Consider the following 21,146-nt stretch of genomic DNA (forward strand, 5'->3'; position numbering starts at 1 on the left):
ATAACGTTAAGAAAGATAAATTTTTTATTTTTAGGGAAGGGTCAAAATAATGAGCTTTACATTAAATAAAACAATAATTAAACGATTATGTGGAGAAACCTCATATAAAAAGGGTGAGGCCTATTATAAGACAGACAAGGTTGATATTACTAATTACGATACTCAGAGAAATATTTGCGAGGCAACAGTAAAGGGGAACGGAGATTTCTATGTCAAGATAGAAACCGCTCATAATGGTGATATTGTTGGGGAATGCAGTTGTCCTTCACTTGCTTCTTTTCATACATATTGTCAACATATTGCAGCTGTATTACTATATATAAATAATTTTCAACAAAGTGGACAATCGTTAGAAGTTAATTCAAAAAAAGATCCCATGAACTCTAAAGATGCTCAACTAGCGAGTGGTATGTTGGATTTATTTGATGAAAAGCCACTGCGACCTAAAAGTAAGCAGCACCGATTTGATACACGAAAAATACTTGATGTGGAATTCTTTTGTATTCCAGTATCTTCTAAAAACGGGGGGACGCTGTTTGGTATTCAGGTAAAGTTAGAGAAGTTATACACTGTATATAAGCTTAGAGAGTTTCTTAATAGAGTGGAACAAAGAGAGCCTTTCATATGTTCAAATAATTTTACTTACACGTCAGATGCTTATAGTTTTCAGCCGGAAACGGATGCTGTTATTCAACAACTGATTCAAATTTACCGAAATGAAAAAATGTATGTAGAATCGTTGCAAATAAACGCTAAACAAGATGAAAGTATGATTTTAATTCCACCTGCGTCCTGGGATTATATGCTTTCACTGCTTTCCGCTACTTCATTTGTAACGGTTGAGCATGATGGAAAATCATTTCATGGTGTACATGTCTCAAAAGGATTATTACCTATAAATTTTGAGTTCAATAAAGGTGTAAATGGGGGATATATACTTGAGATTAGTGGGTTACAACAAGTTCAAGTAATGGATACATATAGTTATGCTCTTTTTGGAGGGAAGCTATATCGTTTAAACGTGGAGGATTGTAATCGGCTTATTGAATTAAAGAGAATGATGAATCGTTCTAGAAGTAATCAATTTCATATTTCAATTGAGAAAATGGAACATTTCGTAGCGAAAGTAGTACCAGGTTTAATGAAGCTTGGTAACGTTCGGATTGATGAGGTTGTATCGGAACGCATTGAAAAAACACTTCTCAAAGCCAAATTGTTTTTAGATCGGGTCAAGGATCGGTTACTGGCAGGACTAGAATTCCAATATGGAAATGTTGTTATCAATCCGTTAGAAGAGGATGGACAACCTTCAGTTTTCAATCGGGAGGAGAAAAAAGAACAAGAAATTTTAGAAATTATGAATGAGAGTGCCTTCGCGAAAACAGAAGGCGGTTATTTTATGCATAATGAGGAAGCGGAATATAATTTTTTATATCACGTTGTTCCGAAATTGAAAGGTTTACTGGAGATTTATGCGACTACAGCTATTAAGTTGCGCATTCATAGAGGAAACAGTGCACCTCTCATAAGGGTAAGGCGGAAAGAGCGAATGGATTGGTTATCATTCAGTTTTGATATAAAAGGAATTCCGGAAGCTGAGATTAAAGGTGTATTAGCAGCACTTGAGGAGAAACGTAAATATTATCGATTAGCGAACGGTTCCTTGCTATCCCTAGAGAGCGAGGAGTTTAATGAGATTAACCAGTTTATAAAGGAATCGGGTATTCGCAAAGAAATTCTAAAAGGAGAAGAAGTGAATGTACCGCTCGTGCGCAGTGTAAAATGGATGAGTTCACTTCAAGAAGGAAATGTTTTGAGTGTAGATCAATCTGTTCAAGAGTTGGTAGAAAACATTCAAAGCCCTAAAAATCTAAAGTTTACTGTACCAGATAGCTTAGCTACAGTCCTTAGGGAATATCAAAAATATGGATTTGAATGGATGAAGACACTCGCATATTATCGTTTTGGTGGCATATTAGCAGATGATATGGGACTTGGTAAAACGCTGCAAAGCATTACTTTTATCGCTTCTATTTTGCCTGAAATTCGAGAGAAGAAGCTACCTGTATTAGTCGTATCGCCGTCTTCTTTAGTTTATAACTGGCTAAGTGAATTAAAGAAATTTGCTCCAGATATTCGAGCTATTATTGTGGATGGAAATCAAACAGAACGCCGAAATATTTTAAAAGATGCTACAAAGTTTGACGTTATTATTACGTCGTATCCTTTGTTACGAAGAGATGTAAAGTTATATGCACAGCCATTCCATACGTTATTTCTTGATGAAGCACAAGCATTTAAAAATCATACGACGCAAACTGCAAAAGCAGTGAAAGCGATTCAAGCAGAGTATCGTTTTGCACTGACTGGAACTCCTGTAGAGAATTCATTAGAGGAACTTTGGTCTATTTTCTATGTAGTATTCCCGGAATTGCTTCCAGGAAGAAAAGAGTTTGGAGACTTGAGGCGTGAAAACATTGCAAAACGGGTGAAGCCGTTCGTGTTACGTCGTTTAAAAGAAGAAGTCTTGAAAGAATTACCAGAGAAAATAGAGCACTTACAATCATCTGAACTACTACCAGATCAAAAAAAGCTTTATGCAGCTTATTTAGCAAAGTTGAGAGAAGAAACATTAAAGCATTTAAACAAAGATACATTGCGTAAAAACAAAATTAGAATTTTGGCTGGTTTGACGAGACTTCGGCAGATTTGTTGTCACCCAGGTTTGTTTGTCGATGACTATAGGGGGAGTTCAGCTAAATTTGAACAGCTTCTAGAAATTGTGGAGGAGTGCAGAAGTACAGGGAAGAGAATTCTTATATTTTCACAATTCACGAAGATGCTTTCCATCATTGGACGGGAGTTAAACCGTCAAGCTGTCCCGTATTTTTATTTAGATGGGAATACTCCGGCGTGTGAACGTATAGAGTTATGCAATCGGTTTAACGAAGGAGAGGGGGATTTGTTCCTTATTTCTTTAAGGGCTGGTGGTACTGGTCTCAATTTAACAGGAGCGGATACCGTTATATTGTACGATTTATGGTGGAATCCTGCAGTCGAACAGCAAGCGGCAGACCGTGCTTATCGAATGGGACAAAAGAATACTGTACAAGTGATCAAATTAGTAGCGCATGGCACGATTGAAGAAAAAATGAATGAGTTGCAAGAGAGCAAGAAGAATTTAATTGCAGAAGTGATTGAGCCAGGTCAGGAGAAGCTATCTTCGATTACGGAGGAAGAAATTAGAGAGATTCTTATGATTTAACATCGTAAATATTAGAGGATTTTAAGGAAATAAAAGCTATTCTTTCGTAAATGCCAAAGAATAGCTTTTTTCATTATGAACGTAATAATTACATTCTTTTTCGAGCAAAGTAAGTGGATCATATATTTTTGTTAACTATTTTTTGTACCTTTACTTTTATAAGGTTTCGCATTTTTCTTTTTCTTAGCGCTAGATTGCCAGCGGTTCCAGCCTTTACTTCCTGTTCCTTGACCTGTCCCCTTCTTAGCTTTAGCTTTCGTTTTACTCATATAATCACTCCGTTATTATTATAGAAAATCTACTTTGATAGTAGTCAATGTCTTTGAAATATAATCTCGATCCATGACTATGTTTGTTCCTAACAGTTGCTGATCAGAACAAACAACTGAATGCTCTAGTATATCATAAAATGGGAAGTAATTTGATGCATTATGAAATCATTATCGAAATTTGTATAGATTTATTCGAATTGTAGAATGTTATTACATATGATAAAAATTATAAAGAAAATGAAATTTATGAGAAATACAATGGATTCTGTTTTTCGGACAATTACACTACTTGTCATATACATGATGGTTACGTTGAGTAAATTATTTTTTGGATTGAAGCCACAAAAGAAGCGATAAATTTTATCCCGCTATTCGTGAACGGTAAGATTCACACCTCAAAATTCAGCAAAAGCAAAGGAGATAGGTAGGGGATGAAGCCCCCACCGCTAATTAAAGTTTTACTTTATAAAGATGTTTTATTTACAACAATCAATAAAGCCGTAAAATAAAGAATTGAAAAATATTTTCAAACTTTTTGTTGACTTTCTTGTTTTTTTGTATAGAATAATCATTAATAAAATGTTTCAGAGATGTGACAACAAAACGACTATGAAAGGACGAGTAGTAGTAGGATGTAGTCAAAGCGAGTCAGGGGTGGTGTGAGCCTGATACGAAGCCTGTTATGAAGAACCTCCTGGAGTCGCTAACCGAAATCCTTTAAAGGAAAGTAGACTTAGCCGGAAACTTCGCCGTTACAAGAAGAACAGTATCGAGATTTCTCTAATCTCCGTACTGAATAAGTGAGCAACCTCTGTTGCTAATTTGGGTGGTACCGCGGAACCAAAGCCTTTCGTCCCAGTTTTTTGGGAAAGAAGGGCTTTTTTTGTTGGCTTCTTTCCACTACATCCAAACATTTTAGGAGGAAACCAACATGTATCAATCATTAATGACAGTAAGAGAGACACAAATCGCAATTAAGGAAGTTAAAACATTTTTTGAGGATCAATTAGCAAAACGTCTTGGACTATTCCGCGTATCTGCACCATTATTCGTAACGAAAAAATCAGGTTTAAACGATCACCTAAACGGTGTAGAACGTCCAATTGAATTTGATATGCTTCACTCAGGAGAAGAATTAGAAATTGTTCATTCACTAGCGAAATGGAAACGATTTGCACTACATGAATATGGTTACGAAGCTGGTGAAGGTTTATATACAAACATGAACGCGATTCGCCGTGATGAGGAACTTGATGCAACGCATTCCATTTACGTTGACCAATGGGATTGGGAAAAAATTGTTCGAAAAGAATGGCGTACAGTGGATTACTTACAAGAAACAGTACGTACAATTTATGGAATATTCAAAGATTTAGAAGATCATTTGTTTGAAAAATATCCGTTCCTTGGGAAGTATTTACCGGAAGATATCGTATTTATCACATCTCAAGAATTAGAAGATAAATATCCAGAGTTAACGCCGAAAGATCGTGAGCACGCGATTGCGAAAGAGCATGGTGCAGTCTTTATTATCGGAATTGGCGATGCACTTCGCTCTGGTGAAAAGCATGATGGACGCGCATCTGACTATGACGATTGGAAATTAAACGGAGATATTTTATTCTGGCATCCAGTACTGCAATCTTCATTTGAATTATCATCAATGGGAATTCGCGTTGATAGTAAATCACTTGATGAACAGTTAACGAAGAAAGGCGAAGATTTCAAACGTGATTACGATTTCCATAAAGGAATTTTAGAAGACGTGCTCCCGCTTACAATTGGTGGTGGCATTGGGCAATCAAGAATGTGCATGTACTTCTTACGTAAAGCGCATATCGGTGAGGTTCAAACTTCTGTATGGCCTGATGAAATGCGTGAAGCGTGTAAGAAGGAAAACATTCACTTGTTTTAATAAAGAATGCATCGAATTATTTTTTGAACGGGGACTGTTGATTCATAAGTTTACCAAACATGATTTAAATTAGCTCTATCTTTTTATTAGTTTTGAGGTATGAAACTCTTCAAAAAACATCCGAAATATCAAGAGATATCTTTTTCTGTGGTATATAAAGCAGAAAAAAGAGACACATGATATTTTTGGATGTTTTTTATGTTTCGTAAATTGGAATGCTGTACATTATCAAAAAAATAAAAACTAATTGTGTGATAGACTAAAATTTGAAATAACATGTATGTAGTAGTTCGGCTATTAGGATACAGGTTACGCATTTAATATATATATGTCTCTGACAGAATGTTTATTGGATAACCAAAAGGGGGAGAAAAGTATGTTACATAGTTTACATGCAATAGAAGAAGTACGAAATGGAAACATGTATACGAAAGAAGCGAATATATGGCTAGGATTTTTATTGGAAGAATATGGATTGGTGAGTATAGAAAGGAATTACCGAAGTATATTAGAGTATGTGGAACGGACGCTAAGGCATTTAGAAAAAATGAATGCTTCATACGGTATTCGTGCTCGTGTAGAAACTGTATTATGCTGGAGTGAAGTATCGAAGTGTGGTTCTGTAACGCAACGCAAGAAGTGGGAGGATTTAGGAGTGTCGTTTTTAGCACATAACGAAGATTCAGCTTTTATTTATAGACGCTATTTTCCATATGATGATGTAACGTTTACACTTATTCGTACGCATGGATTAATAGGGCAAGTATTACGAGGAGAAGTATCCATGACTTCTCATGATGAACTGGTAAGATTATGGCAGCGAGGTGTGATTCAAAAAGATGAACTGCGTGAAGTGCTTCGTGTTTTAAATGAATGTATTATTACCGGGGTATCTGATAAGTTATGGATAAGAGTGAAGGAAGAGGTATATGAACGTATTGAACAAATACTTTGCGGAGAACTGATTGAATATAGTGTAAAGCAGCGAATTCGGCGGTTACGTACGAATGCTTCACCTAACGATACATATTTTGTTCAAGAGTATGATTCAATTATGAATGATAGGTTAGAAGAAATGTTTACAGTTTTATTTGATTATGACCTTTGGTATGTAGAAGCAGCATTAACTCATTTTAGTTTTGAAGAATTCGTGAAAGTATTTGCATTAGCCTACCAACATATTACTCAGAAGAATATAGATCATATCAGTTTCCAGCCTCTTATGGACGCATTGTATTATGAGAGAGGTGGAGATAAATACTTAAATATTTATACGAAACGAGCAATTGAAAAAGTATTGCGAAGTGTATCAATAGTAGAATTGCTAAATATGAGTCGAATTCCTCAATCAGAAATGTATCCTGAATTAAAGGAAACTGAAAACGTATTAACAATTGGTTTTGGAACAAGTGAGGTTGGAAAAACACTCATCGAATTTTGTTTAGCCTGTAAAAAAGAAAATAATGCTCATTATGAACAAGCTGTCATGATGTTATGTGAAATATTTGGCTTACGCCGGGATGTGTTTGATCGATTGGAAAATGAGGAAGAATATCTTTCGCATATGAATGGAAGTGTAGATGATAAAGTTGTGGTTCTTCCATATGTAGTAGGAGATACAATAGTAGAAATTGGTCCCGGTGGGGGCGTAATGATGAATAAATTTAAAGAGGTTTATCCGAATAAATCGGTTATTGGAATAGATTTATCACGAAATGTAATTGAGAAGTTAACAAGTGATAAATACGAAAAAGGCTACAACTGGGAAGTTACACTAGGCGATGCTTTACATCTTGCAGATACATTCCATCCGGAAAGTATTTCTACAGTTCATTGTGGTTCAGTAAATCATGAGATTTTTTCTTACGGAGAAACAGATGGTAAGAAATTTAATGTTGCGACAATGGAACGTCTAGTGAGAAGTGTATTTCGAGTATTGACTTCTGGAGGACGTTGGATTATTCGTGATGGAGTAAAGACAGAAAGTAAAGAATGGTGTGAATTACATTTTCATGATGAAACCGCTATGCCTTTCTTAAAAAATTATCAACGTGATTTTCAAGGGCGACAAATTAAGGTGAATATATTAGATGTGGATCGAGTAAGAATGCCAGTTAATGATGCAATGGAATTTTTATATACGTATACGTGGGGAGAAGAAGCGTATCCACATGAGGTGCAAGAACAATTTGGTGTATTCACACTTCAAGAATATATTGATTTTGTAGAGAGTGTTGTAGGTTCAGAGAATGTAAAAGTAATTGAGGCCAAGCAGTACCTTCTAGAAGGTTATATAGAACATTTATCGCAAAAGGTTACATTGTATGATGAACATGGTGAACAAATAGCATTGCCGAATAGTACATGTTTGATTGTGTTTGAGAAAAGATAAAAGAGACGGAATCATGTTTTTTACTTAAAAGATAGAAGATGGGGCTAGCAAAATTCGATTTCGCTGCCTCGTTCCAGAAAAGATTCTGAAACGGATTTACATATAATCTGTTTCGGAATCTTTTTTTATGAGCATGTATAAATTGAGCTTTAGAAATTATGTTTACTAGTTTTATATTTTAAACTAATTTTTCCTAGATTTTACTTAGATTTTACTTTCACCACCTACAATGAAAATAAGAAAACGTAAGTGATAAAAATTTACACTTGTTTCATAAAGTGAGGAGGTAACGTGATGGAATTAATAATTGACCACGTAACAAAAAAATATGGTGAGAAAATAGCATTGAATGATTGTAGTTTACATTTAAAACCAGGAGTATTAGGACTTTTAGGCCCGAACGGTGCGGGGAAGTCTACACTTATGCGTATGTTAGCAACAATTGAACAACCGACGAATGGTAGTGTGATATGGGATGGGGAAAATATTCAAAAGAAACCGAAGTTGTTACGTTCAGAGCTCGGATATTTACCGCAAGACTTTGGTGTATATCCAAATATGAACGCGGTCGAATTTCTAGAGTATATAGCAGCGATGAAAGGTTTATCAATGAGCTCTTCAAAAAAGCGGATCAATGAATTGCTTGAAGCGCTGAACTTAATGAATGACCGGAAACGACTATTAGGTGGCTATTCAGGTGGAATGCGGCAAAGAGTTGGAATTGCACAGGCGCTATTAAATGATCCGAAATTATTGATTGTAGATGAGCCGACAGTAGGATTGGATCCTGAAGAAAGAATTAGATTTAGAAATTTATTATCTAGTCTTTCTACGGATAGAATGGTTATTTTATCGACGCATATTGTAACGGATATTGAATCAATTGCGACAGATATTGCTTTATTATCAAAAGGAAATGTATTAGCTCATATGAGACCTGAACAACTATTAAAGCATGTAGAGGGAAAGTATGGGAGTGGGTTATACCAGCTTCTGAGTTACATCATGTTCAAAAGAAATATATAGTAAGCAGCGCGATTCACCGGAGTGATGGAATTCATGCACGCATCGTTTCCAGCAATGCGCCTAGTGCTAAAGCACATATAATCGCAGCCTCTCTTGAGGATGCTTACTTATATTATGTTTCTTCGAAAGGAGGGCATAAAATTGAACAATGTATATAATCTATTTTATTTCATTAAAAACAATTTAATTAGACAAATGAGAAGTTATCCATTTCTAATTGTAATTGGATTAACGATTTTTTTGGGATATGCTTGTGTGCCAGCAGCTTCAGCAGGCTATGAAATATTTTATCTTGGTGGAGTTAGAGGAGTATATAATTCAAATTGGCTTGGTGGTATGGGAGCAATGACTTCTACTTTATTTATTTGGTTGCTTGGTTTTTATATGTTAAGAAGTCAAATTTCAGACGATCAACAGTTAGGAGTAGGGCAATTGATTGCCGCTTCACCTATAAGTAAATTTCAATATATTTTTAGTAAAACGATTTCTAATTTTATTGTTTTAGTGGTCATTGAGACGGTATTTATCATTGCTTTTATGGTAATGCAATTTATACGTGGGGAAGACCTTTCGTTTCAATTAGGTGGTTATTTATATCCACTCTTTTATATTGTATTTCCTTCATTATTGCTTCTAGCGGCATTCACAATTTTTTTTGATGTGTTTCCTGGTCTAAAAGGTGTAGTAGGCAATATTGTGTTCTTTTTCTTGTGGGTGTTATTAGCGATTATGTCGTTTGAAATGTCAAATCGTTATTTAGATGTATTTGGTTTAGGAATCATTCGTTCTGATATGATACATGATGCAATGAGAGAATATGAATTTTTAAGAGAAACAAATGGTGGAGGATTCGGGTATAACCCGGTAGAGGGAAAGATTAAAACATTTCACTGGGATGGATTGACTTGGGATGCAGAAATGCTTGTAACAAGTTTGGTTTGGATTGGAATGGCGATGTTACTAATTTGGCTAACGTCCCTTGTGTTTAATAGATTTCTTACATTTACCAAAGTAAAGGAAAAGGTAAGAGAGGTTGAAGGGAATAAGAAAACAATCGCTGTGAATGAACAAAATCATAACTCTTTTATATTCACTTCTATAACGAAAACAAAGAGCATTAGTATGTTTCGTTTAATTAAAGCGGAGCTATCGATTATGTTAAAAGGGTTTACGATTTGGTGGTATGTAATTGCGATTGGGCTTATAGCATTTGGATTGATATGTCCGGTAGATATATCAAAAGGATGGCTACCTATTATTATAATTTGGCCAATTGCAATTTGGTCACAGATGATGACGAGAGAAAAATACTATGGTACGGATCAAATTATTATTTCGAGTTGTTCCCCATTGTATAAGTTTTTTGCAACATGGATTTCAGGTGTTATCGTGGGTCTCATTATCTCCAGTGGTCTTATCATTCAATTTATATTAATTGAAGATATTTCATTCTTGTTTTCTTGGCTTAGCGGTATAGTGTTCATTCCAACGCTAGCGTTAGTATTTGGAGTGTGGAGCCGAACGCATAAATTGTTTGAAGTCATGTATATACTTTTATGGTATTTAGGGCCAGTGAATCATCTTCCATATGTAGACTTCTTAGGAATATCAACATCATACGCTATTTTGTATATGGGGTTATCTATCTTATTGCTAAGTATTGCATTAATTGGGCAGTTACAGCAAATGGGAAGGCTACGGCTAATATTCAAGTAAGTAGTCAAGAGGGGTGATGTAATGAAGGGAATCAAAGAGAAAATATATTTATTTTCATCTATAAGTCTAATGAGTTTAAGTATAGTGGCTTGTGGTACAAAAGAGAGTGAAGCGCCAGTCTCCAAACAGTTCGCCGTGAAAAATATAAATGAGATTTATATAAAAACAGTAGGAGAAAATATTAAACTCCATTCTACAACAGAAACAGATATTAAAGTTGATATAGGAGAGATAAAAGATGTAAAAGTGAAAGAGAATGGAGAGAAATTAGAAGTTATTACAGAACACTCTTCATCCATTGTAAATTTAAAAACAGCTACTGTGCATATATACCTTCCTGAAAAAACATATAAAAAAATAGATGTTAAAACAGAGTCAGGTGAGGTAATAGGTGAAAATATAGCATCTGAACAATTGAATTTGTATAGCGATTCAAGTGATATGACAATAAAAGAGTATAAAGGAAACAATATAAAAGGAGTTTCCAAATCAGGAGGGATTACGTTACAGGGAGTGGAAGGAAGCTTCGATATTCAAAACGATACGGGAGAGGTGAATGTATCCTCTGTTTCAAATTTAAAAAATGAAAGTAAAATAAAAACCGAATCATCTCATATAAATATAAACTTTAAGAGAGAGCCAAAAAATCTAGAGGTTGACTTGTCAACGCGTGCGGGCCAAATAAAAAATGAATTTTCACTTTCAACTGGTGAAAAAGGAAACAATCATAAGGTAAAAGGTCGTATAGGAACTGGAAAAGGGAATGATACAAAGTTAACGGTGCAGTCTATGACAGGAACGATTGAGTTGAAACGTAATGAGAGTGTGAAACAGCTTTAAAAAATAAAGTTCGATTATGAAAGATACATTCTGAATGGATACTGATACTCTCGCTCTACTTAGAATATGTTTGTACAGTATAAATCTCTTTATAGGTGTGTTTATTTAAACTTTTTAAATTATTCTAGATTGCTCTTCATCGGTGCACTGTATACTCTCTTTTTCTTGACAGGAATATCATATAGTATTAATATACCGGGGAGTATATTAATACTATATACATGGTAAAAACGTCTAATGAAAAGGAGTACAGGGTGTCATGCGAAGGAAAAAAGAATTAACAAATTCGAATTCGAAACGACAGTTATCGAACATTTTAGCCCAAACGGTTAAAACCGGAATTATTAAATCGAATTTGGTCCCAATGTTTGCTGGGTTAACATTGGCTTTATATAAATATAAGATTAGCCCGTTTGAGAAAATTCCAGAGATTATATTTGCTTTCATCGGTTCTATTTTAATCATAGGTGCAGCAGGGGCTTTTAATAATCTGTATGATCGTGATATTGATTCGATTATGGAGAGAACCAAAAAGAGACCAACTGTAACCGGAGAAATAAGCCCTAAGGCTGTATTATGGCTTGGAATATTGATGACAATCTCCGGGTTAGTATTTCTTGCACTAACCACATATTTAGCAGCCTTATTAGGGTTTTTAGGCTTATTTTTGTATGTTGTACCGTATACAATGTGGAGTAAGAGAAGAACAATTTACAACACAGAAATTGGAAGTGTTTCAGGGGCAATGCCACCACTCATTGGCTGGGCTGCTATTTATCCGGATATAATGCATCCGGCTATTATTGGGCTTTTTATCATAATGGTTATTTGGCAAATGCCTCATTTTTACGCCATAGCTATTCGCAAACATGATGAGTATAAGGCTGCAAAGGTTCCGATGCTTCCAGTAGTCAAAGGTGTTAAAAGAACATATATACAAACGAATATCTATTTAATTGTTTTAATTGGAATAAGTGTTCTTTTAGGATCTTTAAGCATTGGTCTTATGCTAGTAGCGCTTCTTTTAAGTACTTTATGGCTTGTTTTAAGCATTTATGGTTATAAAAAGATGGATTCAGAGAAATGGGCAAAATCATTGTTTATTTTTTCTCTTTTCCATATGACGATTTTATTTTCAACGATCATTATCTATTCCCTTATAGGTGTCTTTTTTGGAAGATGAATATAGGTAACGAATGAAAAGTTTTAGAACGATTTAATTTGTAAAGAATAAAAAAACCAATTTCTCGTGTATTAGAATGAGAGATTGGTTTTTTAGCGTGTGAATAAATTTTACTTACGTTTGTTCTACTAAATTGAACGAAAGTAATCGTCACTTTAATAAAACTATATTTTTGTCGATAATAAGTACTATAGAGTTGGAAGGGTAATATGAATCGTTGTTCCTTTTTCTATTTCACTGTCTACTTGAATGGTTCCACCATGTGCCGTTATAATTTTTTGGGCGATAGCCATTCCTAAACCAGTTCCTTCATTTGAAACGTTTGTAGTTGTACCTCGGTAGTACTGTTTAAATAGATTTTGAACTGTCATTTCATCCATACCGACGCCAGTATCTTCTATTATAATATGTACAGTGTCCTCTAATAGAATCGAGGTATGGATCTTTGTTTCTACAGGGTTATGTAAAACGGCGTTCATAAATAAATTTTGCAAAGAGCGATGTAGTAATTTTGTATCAATAGGAATAATAATGTTCGTTTTGTCTGCGTGAAAGCTAAAATGATAGTGTTCAGATCGTGGATCATTTGTCATATCAGCTATCATTCTTCTTGTAAATTCAATGATATTTATTTCTTCTTTTTTTAGCGGGATTTGTGAATCATGAAGGCGGAACGAGAGGTTTAAGTCTTCAATTAACTCCTTCATATGGTCCCCTTTTTGTTGAATCTCTTGCAGAAACTTCTCTTTTTCTTCCTCACTCCATTCATGGTCGGGTGATAACATAAGTGCACTGTATCCTGTAATATAAGTGAGAGGTGTCTTTAAATCATGAGAGATTCCTGCCATCCATTCGCGTTTCATTTTCTCAAGTTGTTCTCGTTCATTCTCTATTTCTCGTAATCTATTTGTTAAATGTTCTATATTTAGAAAGACGTCTTTATATAAGCGATAAGGGCCTTTTAATTTTCCTGTTTTTTTATTGTACATTTGTTTCGTACTTTCTGGGGTTACATAAGAGCCTTCTGCTAGATGGTTAATCCATGAAATTATTCGAAATAAAGGTTTCCCGATATGCCATCCATATAAAATAGCGCCTAAAATAAGAGTACATACAAAGAGGCAAAAAACGATAAGAGCTTCCGTGTCTTTGTTCTCTTTGCTTATTCCGATAAGAGGTAGTATGCCTTCCATGAAGATGGCCATGAAAATCCCCATAAAAAAAGTACCGATAAATAAACTACGAATAAAATGAAAGCCTAGTCGGAAACCAATTTTCATTTTTGTTGCTCCTTAGTATGCGGGATAAATTTATAGCCAATTCCTCTCAAATTAACAATGTATGTAGGGGATTTAGGATCTTCTTCTATTTTTTTACGTAATTTAGAAATATGCATGACTACTGTTTTATCATCACCCATAGAAGTAAGTCCCCACACTTGTTCATATAATTGCTCAGCTGTAAAAATCCGATTTGGATGTGTGCATAAGAAAGTAAGTAATTCTAGTTCTTTAGCAGTGCAATGTACAGATTTTCCGTTTACTGTTATCAGTCCCTCGCTTGGATATAGAGAAAAGGATTCAAAATGTAAGTTTGAATGTTCTGCTTGGCGGTTATTTAGCAGCATACTTTGTCCGCGTAATTGTACGTTAATTCGAGCAGCTACTTCTAAAGGATTAAATGGTTTTGTTATGTAATCATCCCCACCAATTCCGAGGCCTGTTAATTTATCTAAGTCACTAGAGCGCGCTGTCACAAATAGAATAGGGGTATTTGTATAGTTTCGTATTTGTCTACATAATTCGAAGCCGTCTATATCTGGTAGCATAACATCGAGTAAGATAATATCGAATGGATGATTTTTAACTAAGTTTAACGTCTCACTTCCGTTTAGAGCGGTTGTTACATGAATAAAATTTTCTTTCTTTAAGGTTAGTACCAACATATCTAGTATACCTTGCTCGTCATCTACTAAAAGAATATTTTCTGTTCTCATTATGTATCCGCCTTTACATGTTTTTTGTCTCATTAAAATGATTTGGAAAATATTTCACATGTAATAGTGTAACATAATACTATTTTGCTAGATAAAAAAATAACAACAAAGAAATATTCCTTGTTGTTATTTTTGAAAATGAAATTAATTCATTTGTACCATCGGTTCAATTTTTGCCATAAAAGATTGATGAAGAGCTTCTACACCATCTACTAAATGTAGGCGATCAATGACAACAGATACTTTAATTTCAGATGTACTTACCATTTTAATATGAATATTTTCGTCTTTTAATGTAGAGAACATGTCAGCGGCAACACCTGGATTGGATACCATGCCGGATCCAACAATTGATACTTTTGCTAGATGATTTTCATATTCTACAGATCTATAGTGAAGTGCTTCTTGATTTTGTTCTAATACTTCTAATGTTTCTCTTAAGTCACCCGAATGAATAGAGAAGGATAGATGTACAGTACCTTCATTTGTAATACTTTGAATAATAATATCAACATTAATGTGAGCGGTAGCCAACGTAGAGAAAACAGTTGAAAGTGCTCCTTGTTCTAATCCTTTAATTGTTACGCGTGTAATATTATCTTCAAATGCAATACCTTTTACGATTGATTGTTGTTCCATGTTACATTCTCCCCTTACAATTGTTCCGTTTTCTTGTTCCATACTTGAACGAACTTCTAAAACTACGTTATGATTTTTCGCGAATTCAACAGCACGTGGATGCAGTACACCAGCACCAAGATTTGCGAGCTCTAACATTTCATCATAAGAAATTTCATCTAATTTATATGCGTCTTTTACAACGCGTGGATCAGTCGTGTATACACCTGTTACGTCTGTGTAAATATCACATTTTTTCGCTTTCAGCGCAGCTGCTAATGCAACAGCAGTTGTATCAGAACCACCGCGGCCTAGTGTGGTAATTTCGTTCTCTTTACTTAGTCCTTGGAAGCCAGCAACGATTACAATTGTTCCTTCTTGTAAAAGGGATTGAATACGTTCAGTATTAATATCAGAGATTCTTGCACTTCCATGTACAGATTCAGTCGTAATACCAGCTTGCCACCCAGTTAGTGAAATAGCGTCGTATCCTTTTGCTTGCAGCGCCATTGTTAATAAAGAAATGGTAACTTGTTCGCCAGTTGTTAAAAGCATGTCCATTTCACGTTTACTCGGATTTTCGGTAATAGCAGTAGCAAGTGCGACAAGCTCATCTGTGCTTTTTCCCATTGCAGATACAACTGTAACAACACCGTTCCCTCGTTCATATTCTTCAATAATTAAATTTGCTACATGTTGAATGCGCTGAATACTTCCGACAGAAGTACCACCGAATTTTTGAACAATCGTTTCCATTACAAATTCCTTCTTTCATCCATTTTTATTAATTAATCAGGAAAGGTGTAAAAAACATATAAGAGAGATGTATAAGTCCCTAAATATTCCTGTAGTTACCGGAAAGAAAAACAAAAAAACACCATCTCAAATAGGGGAGGATGGTGCTGTTACAGGAAAAGGGAAACAGAAAAAGGAGCTAATAAAAAAACCGCCAAAAAAGAATATCATATAAAGCATGATACCTCTTTTTTGTAGATAGCTCTTCATATATACACGTCTGTACATATGACAGTTCTGTTTCTATTCGAAAACAGCCCCAATTAATAAATGCAGAGAAATTTATTAATTTCGGCAACACTTCCTTTTTTCTAAATTCATCGACATCTCTGTGTCTCCTTTAGAATACTTATAAGCGTTGCAACCTCTATCTCACGTTTTGGGCGAGAGTGTTTGGTTTATAAAGTTGTTTGGTAACATTTGTTTTATAATAATTAAAATATTTTAGGAAATCAAGTGCTTTGTTAATATTTTGAAAATTAAGTCTCTTTGTGTAATGAAAGAATTATTTGAAAAATATAGATAGAATCGAATTTTACGTATACATTAGTGATATAGAGGGAGTGGAGGGAGAGAGGATGAAGAGGCAGAAACCGATTTATGTTCAAACAGAAATGGTAACATCAATGGATGAATTATGGAAGTATACGCAAGATCCGATGTTACATACAGAGTGGGATGCTCGCTTTACTGAAATATCATATTTAGAGAAACAAGATGATGAACCACAACGTTTTTTATACAAAACAAAAATCGGTTTTGGGCTTGAAATAGTTGGTGAAGGGGAATCGGTAGGGGAATTCCAAAAGGAAACAGGAGAAAGAATATCTTCGCTAAAATTTTGGACAGACAATAGACTTTCATTGATACAAATAGGAAGAGGCTATTGGAAATATACACCGAATGGAGAAATGATTTGCTTTGAAACGCAGTATGATTATGAGACGAGATTTGGTGGTGTAGGGAGGATTATAGATTCATATGTATTTCGGCCGCTATTAGGATGGGCGACAGCATGGAGCTTTGATGCTTTAAAATTATGGTTAGAAAAAGGGTTGCATCCTCGCTTGTTAATAAGAAAATCGATTACGTATTGGCTTATTTGTTTTTTACTTTCTTTTGTATGGATGTATCAAGGGCTTATGCCAAAAGTATTATTTAATCACCCAGAAGAGGTACAGATGCTTTCTGTACTTATTGGTTCAAACGAAAATAGCATTCTTTCGCTTAAAATAATTGGTTTTTTAGAAATAGGATTCGGGATCATATGGTTGTTGCCGTTTCAAAAACAGAAGTTATTGCTGCTGCACATTATTATTTTAATTGGTCTAACCATAGTAGCAGGATTCACAAATATTTTGAGTTTTATCCAACCATTTAACCCCATTGCCTTAAATTTTATATTAATTGGATTATCAATTATTGGGTATATGAACAGTAGTGATTTACCAAGAGCGAAAAATTGTAAGAGAAAAAGAAGGGGGTAAATGCGTGGCTAGCATCTATGAAGTATTATTAGGAGAATCTTATCAGCAGCTACACCCGAAATTACAAAAACGTTATGCAATTACGGAAAACAATAGTTTTATAGGTGAAGGGAAAATGGATGAAATTGATGAAGGATCGTTTCTTGTCAAAATGCTTTTAAGAGTTGCATCTAAGTTTCGCATGTTCTTTTCAGAAAGAGGAAAAGAAGTACCGTTTACAATACATAATATTGCTGAAGAGGATGCGAAAGGAAATGTTTTTGTAAGGTGGAATCGGATGTTTCGATTTGATAACAAAAAACGTTATTTCAATGCCGTTATGTACCTGAATACAAAACAGAATGAAATTATTGATTACTTTGGTGAACCGTATTTGCTCGTATCAACACTTGCCTTTTATGTTGATGAAGAAGGAGCAATGCATATCTCATCAAAAAAACAATGGTTTTACATACTTGGGAAGAAAATACCACTACCCAAATTTTTATATGGAGAGGCGAAAGTTATAGAGAGCTATGATGATGTATTAAACTGTTACAAAATTCATGTTCAAGTGCGAAATCCATTATTTGGCCCGCTTTTCTCATATAAGGGAACGTTTGTAGAAAGGGATCAGACTAGATGAAAAATATAATTCTTGGCCTTATTTGTTATATGGTTTTTATTATATTGGAATGGCCGAAATTAAATCCCGTTGAATGTATCATAGTGTTATCTGTTTTTTTATTTATACCAATGTCATTATGCATTGTTGATAAGGAAAAAAGAGATGGATCACAGGTTTTATTTTATAAACTTGTATTGTTACTTTATCCGGTTGCTGCAATCAGTGCGATGCTTGCCTTCATAACAGATTATTTTTTATTTGCAGTGATTTGGTTTATATATACAGGCATTATTGCATTATTCGGCGTAAGTAGGTTACTAGAAAGAGGATGGAAGCCGTTAGAAGAGATGGCAATTGATAGCGGATTTATTTATTTGTTTTTAGGTGGTTTTTGGTTCTTTGCCTCTGTAGCAAATATATCCATTATGCAGTTTAGTTCAGATATTGTTTTGCTTACAGCAGCTCACTTTCATTATTCAGCCTTTTTACTACCCTTATCTGTAGGTTTACTTGGGAGAAAGCAACAAAAGAAAAGTAAACTATATAAATTTATCACGGTTATTATTGTTATTTCACCGATGACAGTAGCGATTGGTATTACTTATTCAAGAACATTCGAGTTCTTCGCGGTATTAATTTATCTCATCTCACTTTATGCTTATGGTGTTTATGTATGGAAAACAAAATTCACTTCGATAATTGCAAAAATCCTTCTTATCATTTCATCGAGTACACTTATGATAACGATTTTATTTTCGTTAGTATACTCATATGGGAACTTTAAGCAAGTTATGACGATCACAATTACGCAAATGGTTTGGATTCATGGTGTTGTGAATGGAATTGGTGTAACATTGCCTGCTTTTATTGGCTGGATGATTGAAAAGAATGTGCCAGCTTACATTCATTATGGAAAACCGATGAGTCGTATCAAAGGGAAGATGAAAGTGGGGGAAACGCTTTTCTTGCAACAGGATTTCATAAAGAAGAAAGAGTATACAGGTCTTGTAGAGCAAATGAGTGATTTTCATAGTATGGGGTTTGATGAAAGAAAAGTATCTCCACTTATCATTGATTTTTATGAGCATACGAAAAATTATCAATTAAAAGCAAACATTAAGTGGTCTCGTTGGTTTCGGCCCTTTGCCTTTCTCTATGAAAAAATAAGTAGACATATACAGCAAATTCATTTAGGAATGGGAAATAGATGGGAAGCTATGTATGGTAATATCATTGCGGTAAAAGGTGAACGAGATGGTAGAGAAGATGTGAGGGCATGGATTCGAAAAAATGAGCAGGATGAAACGATCTTTGTAGCTCTTTATTCACAGCATACATATAGAGGAGATACATATATGAATATTGCTTTGCCGCTACCATTTTCTAATATGACGGGTATTTTAAAATTACGTAATGATAACAAAGATCTTATCATTACTAGTCAGTTAAGAGAGAGTACAAAAGGAGACGAAGGGATTTATTTACATACCCCTTTCTTTACGATTCGATTACCGTTAGCTGAGACTTTTACGATAAAAGAAAAAACTGATCAGATTTTGACAGCGCACCATCAAATGTGGGTGTTTGGTGTGAGGTTTTTAGAGATTGATTATGAGATTGAGAGAACGGAAGGGAGATGTCGTTGAAATTTTTTTTGATATATCTAAAAACTAAATTATTAGAAAAGAAAGAAAAAATAAATGTTATAATAAAAGGAAAAAGAAGGAAGATATTTAGAGGAAGGGGATACATATGCAAGGAGAAATACAGACAAAAAATAAGGGGAGTTATGTAAGTAATTTATTGTTACCTGTTACAAAATCACGGCAGTTTACTTTCTTATGGATTGGTCAGCTGCTTTCTGTACTTGGAAGCTCGGTTACAATGGTAATTCTTCCAGTAGTAGTATATACATTAACAGGTTCAACGGTGGTTATGGGGATGACGATGGCTATGTATATGCTTCCGAATATTCTTGTTTTACCGTTTTCTGGGTTAATCGTTGATCGCATGAATCGAGTTAAATTAATGTTATTTACTGATATTGTTCGATGCATAGTGATGATAACACTTGCGACACTTATTTTTACAGACACTTTAACAATCAATATTCTATATGTATTAGTAGCAGTATATGGACTAATGGAAGGCCTGTTTCAACCGGCATATGCAGCGGTGCGAGCAAGGGTTTTCGTGCCAGAAATTCGGAATGCAGCTAACGCATTAACGCAAATGAGTAATCAAGGCGTTCGTTTAATAGGCCCAGCGCTTGGCGGGCTTATTGTTTCAGTTGCATCGGCTGGAATCGGGTTTGGGTTAGATGCATTGACTTATTTGTTATCTTTTATTTGTTTATTGTTTTTAAAAGATGTAACAGCTAAAAAAGTACAGGAACAAACAAATCAAAAAATGAATCTCAAAAAAGATTTTACAGAAGGTATTGTTGTTTTAAAAAGCCATCCGTGGCTTTGGATTACAATTTTAGCATTTTCATTTATTAATATTTGTTACGCAGGAATTATCGTTGTATTAATCCCTTGGCTATTTAATATACATCATCAGTTTGAACCGTTTGTTTATGGACTTGGAATGGCGTGTTCTGGAGCTGGGGCTGTTGTGGCAGCTCTTATTTTTGGCGGGAGACAGAGGTGGCATAAACGAGGATTGCTTGCCTATGGAGGTGTTCTCATTAGTGGGATGTCACTTTTACTAATGCCTTTTGTTTCTTGGGCACCAGGATTAATAGGGTTAATGGCATTAGAGGGGTTTGGAATTATGATTTTTGGCCTAATATGGGAAACGAGCTTGCAAGAACTCGTGCCAGAAGAAGCGTTCGGAAGGGTAGCAAGTCTTGATATGTTAGGATCGTTTGCATTATTGCCGTTAGGGTATTTAGTTGTCGGTTGGTTGGCGAATATAATTGGTGGTACTGTGACAATTATCATTCTAGCTATTGCAGCAATTGTCGTAGTAGCAATCGCGCTACTTGTTCCGAGCATTCGCAAGTTTGATTAATATAGGTTAACAAAAAACA

14 protein-coding genes, 1 pseudogene, 1 riboswitch and 1 other annotated feature are annotated in these 21,146 nt (G+C 34.8%); of the genes and pseudogenes, 11 read left to right on the forward strand and 4 right to left on the reverse strand.

Annotation, left to right across the window (positions count from 1 at the left end):
* Nucleotides 1-49: 49 nt before the first annotated feature.
* Entirely contained in the window at nucleotides 50-3,265 is a 3,216-nt protein-coding gene (locus tag BPMYX0001_RS07880; protein ID WP_006094419.1) for a DEAD/DEAH box helicase, read from the forward strand.
* Nucleotides 3,266-3,396: 131 nt separating this feature from the next.
* Here the strand turns inward: BPMYX0001_RS07880 and BPMYX0001_RS30460 are convergent, their stop codons facing one another.
* On the reverse strand, nucleotides 3,397-3,534 hold the full coding sequence (locus tag BPMYX0001_RS30460) for a DUF3934 family protein (RefSeq protein WP_003196698.1): 138 nt from the start codon (nucleotides 3,532-3,534) through the stop codon (nucleotides 3,397-3,399).
* Between the two features lie 603 nt (nucleotides 3,535-4,137).
* Nucleotides 4,138-4,398 (forward strand) — a binding site (T-box leader).
* Between the two features lie 70 nt (nucleotides 4,399-4,468).
* Here BPMYX0001_RS30460 and asnA point away from each other — a divergent pair.
* The 6 genes and pseudogenes from asnA to cyoE all read left to right on the forward strand — a co-directional run bounded on the left by asnA (nucleotide 4,469) and on the right by cyoE (nucleotide 12,609).
* Entirely contained in the window at nucleotides 4,469-5,452 is a 984-nt protein-coding gene (gene asnA / locus BPMYX0001_RS07885) for an aspartate--ammonia ligase (RefSeq protein ID WP_006094420.1), read from the forward strand.
* A gap of 376 nt (nucleotides 5,453-5,828) precedes the next feature.
* Nucleotides 5,829-7,844 carry a class I SAM-dependent methyltransferase gene (locus BPMYX0001_RS07890; RefSeq protein ID WP_033798796.1) on the forward strand — a complete coding sequence of 672 codons (2,016 nt, stop codon included), beginning with the start codon at nucleotides 5,829-5,831 and terminating at the stop codon, nucleotides 7,842-7,844.
* A gap of 294 nt (nucleotides 7,845-8,138) precedes the next feature.
* Nucleotides 8,139-9,028, forward strand: a pseudogene (locus BPMYX0001_RS07895) (ABC transporter ATP-binding protein).
* A 37-nt stretch (nucleotides 9,029-9,065) separates the two neighbouring features.
* A complete protein-coding gene (locus BPMYX0001_RS07900; RefSeq protein WP_006094423.1) occupies nucleotides 9,066-10,586 on the forward strand; it encodes a hypothetical protein in 1,521 nt (506 codons plus the stop codon).
* Nucleotides 10,587-10,607: 21 nt separating this feature from the next.
* Nucleotides 10,608-11,426 (forward strand): DUF4097 family beta strand repeat-containing protein, encoded by an 819-nt coding sequence (locus BPMYX0001_RS07905; RefSeq protein ID WP_033798797.1) that lies wholly within the window; start codon nucleotides 10,608-10,610, stop codon nucleotides 11,424-11,426.
* A gap of 259 nt (nucleotides 11,427-11,685) precedes the next feature.
* On the forward strand, nucleotides 11,686-12,609 hold the full coding sequence (cyoE, locus tag BPMYX0001_RS07910) for a heme o synthase (protein ID WP_033798798.1): 924 nt from the start codon (nucleotides 11,686-11,688) through the stop codon (nucleotides 12,607-12,609).
* A gap of 188 nt (nucleotides 12,610-12,797) precedes the next feature.
* Here the strand turns inward: cyoE and BPMYX0001_RS07915 are convergent, their stop codons facing one another.
* The 3 genes from BPMYX0001_RS07915 to BPMYX0001_RS07925 all read right to left on the reverse strand — a co-directional run bounded on the left by BPMYX0001_RS07915 (nucleotide 12,798) and on the right by BPMYX0001_RS07925 (nucleotide 15,979).
* The gene (locus BPMYX0001_RS07915) at nucleotides 12,798-13,889 is read right to left on the reverse strand and encodes a sensor histidine kinase (RefSeq protein WP_033798799.1); all 1,092 of its coding nucleotides are present in this window, start codon (nucleotides 13,887-13,889) and stop codon (nucleotides 12,798-12,800) included.
* On the reverse strand, nucleotides 13,886-14,605 hold the full coding sequence (locus tag BPMYX0001_RS07920; RefSeq protein WP_033798800.1) for a response regulator transcription factor: 720 nt from the start codon (nucleotides 14,603-14,605) through the stop codon (nucleotides 13,886-13,888). Before BPMYX0001_RS07920 ends, BPMYX0001_RS07915 begins: the two co-directional genes overlap by 4 nt.
* Before the next feature lie 144 nt (nucleotides 14,606-14,749).
* Nucleotides 14,750-15,979 (reverse strand): aspartate kinase, encoded by a 1,230-nt coding sequence (locus tag BPMYX0001_RS07925; RefSeq protein ID WP_006094428.1) that lies wholly within the window; start codon nucleotides 15,977-15,979, stop codon nucleotides 14,750-14,752.
* A gap of 230 nt (nucleotides 15,980-16,209) precedes the next feature.
* Nucleotides 16,210-16,396, reverse strand: a riboswitch (Lysine riboswitch).
* Nucleotides 16,397-16,596: 200 nt separating this feature from the next.
* Here BPMYX0001_RS07925 and BPMYX0001_RS07930 point away from each other — a divergent pair.
* The 4 genes from BPMYX0001_RS07930 to BPMYX0001_RS07945 all read left to right on the forward strand — a co-directional run bounded on the left by BPMYX0001_RS07930 (nucleotide 16,597) and on the right by BPMYX0001_RS07945 (nucleotide 21,127).
* The gene (locus BPMYX0001_RS07930) at nucleotides 16,597-17,505 is read left to right on the forward strand and encodes a DoxX-like family protein (RefSeq protein ID WP_033798801.1); all 909 of its coding nucleotides are present in this window, start codon (nucleotides 16,597-16,599) and stop codon (nucleotides 17,503-17,505) included.
* Between the two features lie 4 nt (nucleotides 17,506-17,509).
* Nucleotides 17,510-18,130 carry a DUF4166 domain-containing protein gene (locus BPMYX0001_RS07935; RefSeq protein WP_006094430.1) on the forward strand — a complete coding sequence of 207 codons (621 nt, stop codon included), beginning with the start codon at nucleotides 17,510-17,512 and terminating at the stop codon, nucleotides 18,128-18,130.
* Nucleotides 18,127-19,758 (forward strand): YndJ family protein, encoded by a 1,632-nt coding sequence (locus tag BPMYX0001_RS07940; RefSeq protein ID WP_033798802.1) that lies wholly within the window; start codon nucleotides 18,127-18,129, stop codon nucleotides 19,756-19,758. Before BPMYX0001_RS07935 ends, BPMYX0001_RS07940 begins: the two co-directional genes overlap by 4 nt.
* A gap of 106 nt (nucleotides 19,759-19,864) precedes the next feature.
* Nucleotides 19,865-21,127 (forward strand): MFS transporter, encoded by a 1,263-nt coding sequence (locus BPMYX0001_RS07945; protein WP_006094432.1) that lies wholly within the window; start codon nucleotides 19,865-19,867, stop codon nucleotides 21,125-21,127.
* Nucleotides 21,128-21,146 lie beyond the last annotated feature (19 nt).

Source organism: Bacillus pseudomycoides DSM 12442, from assembly GCF_000161455.1.
Classification (GTDB): domain Bacteria; phylum Bacillota; class Bacilli; order Bacillales; family Bacillaceae_G; genus Bacillus_A; species Bacillus_A pseudomycoides.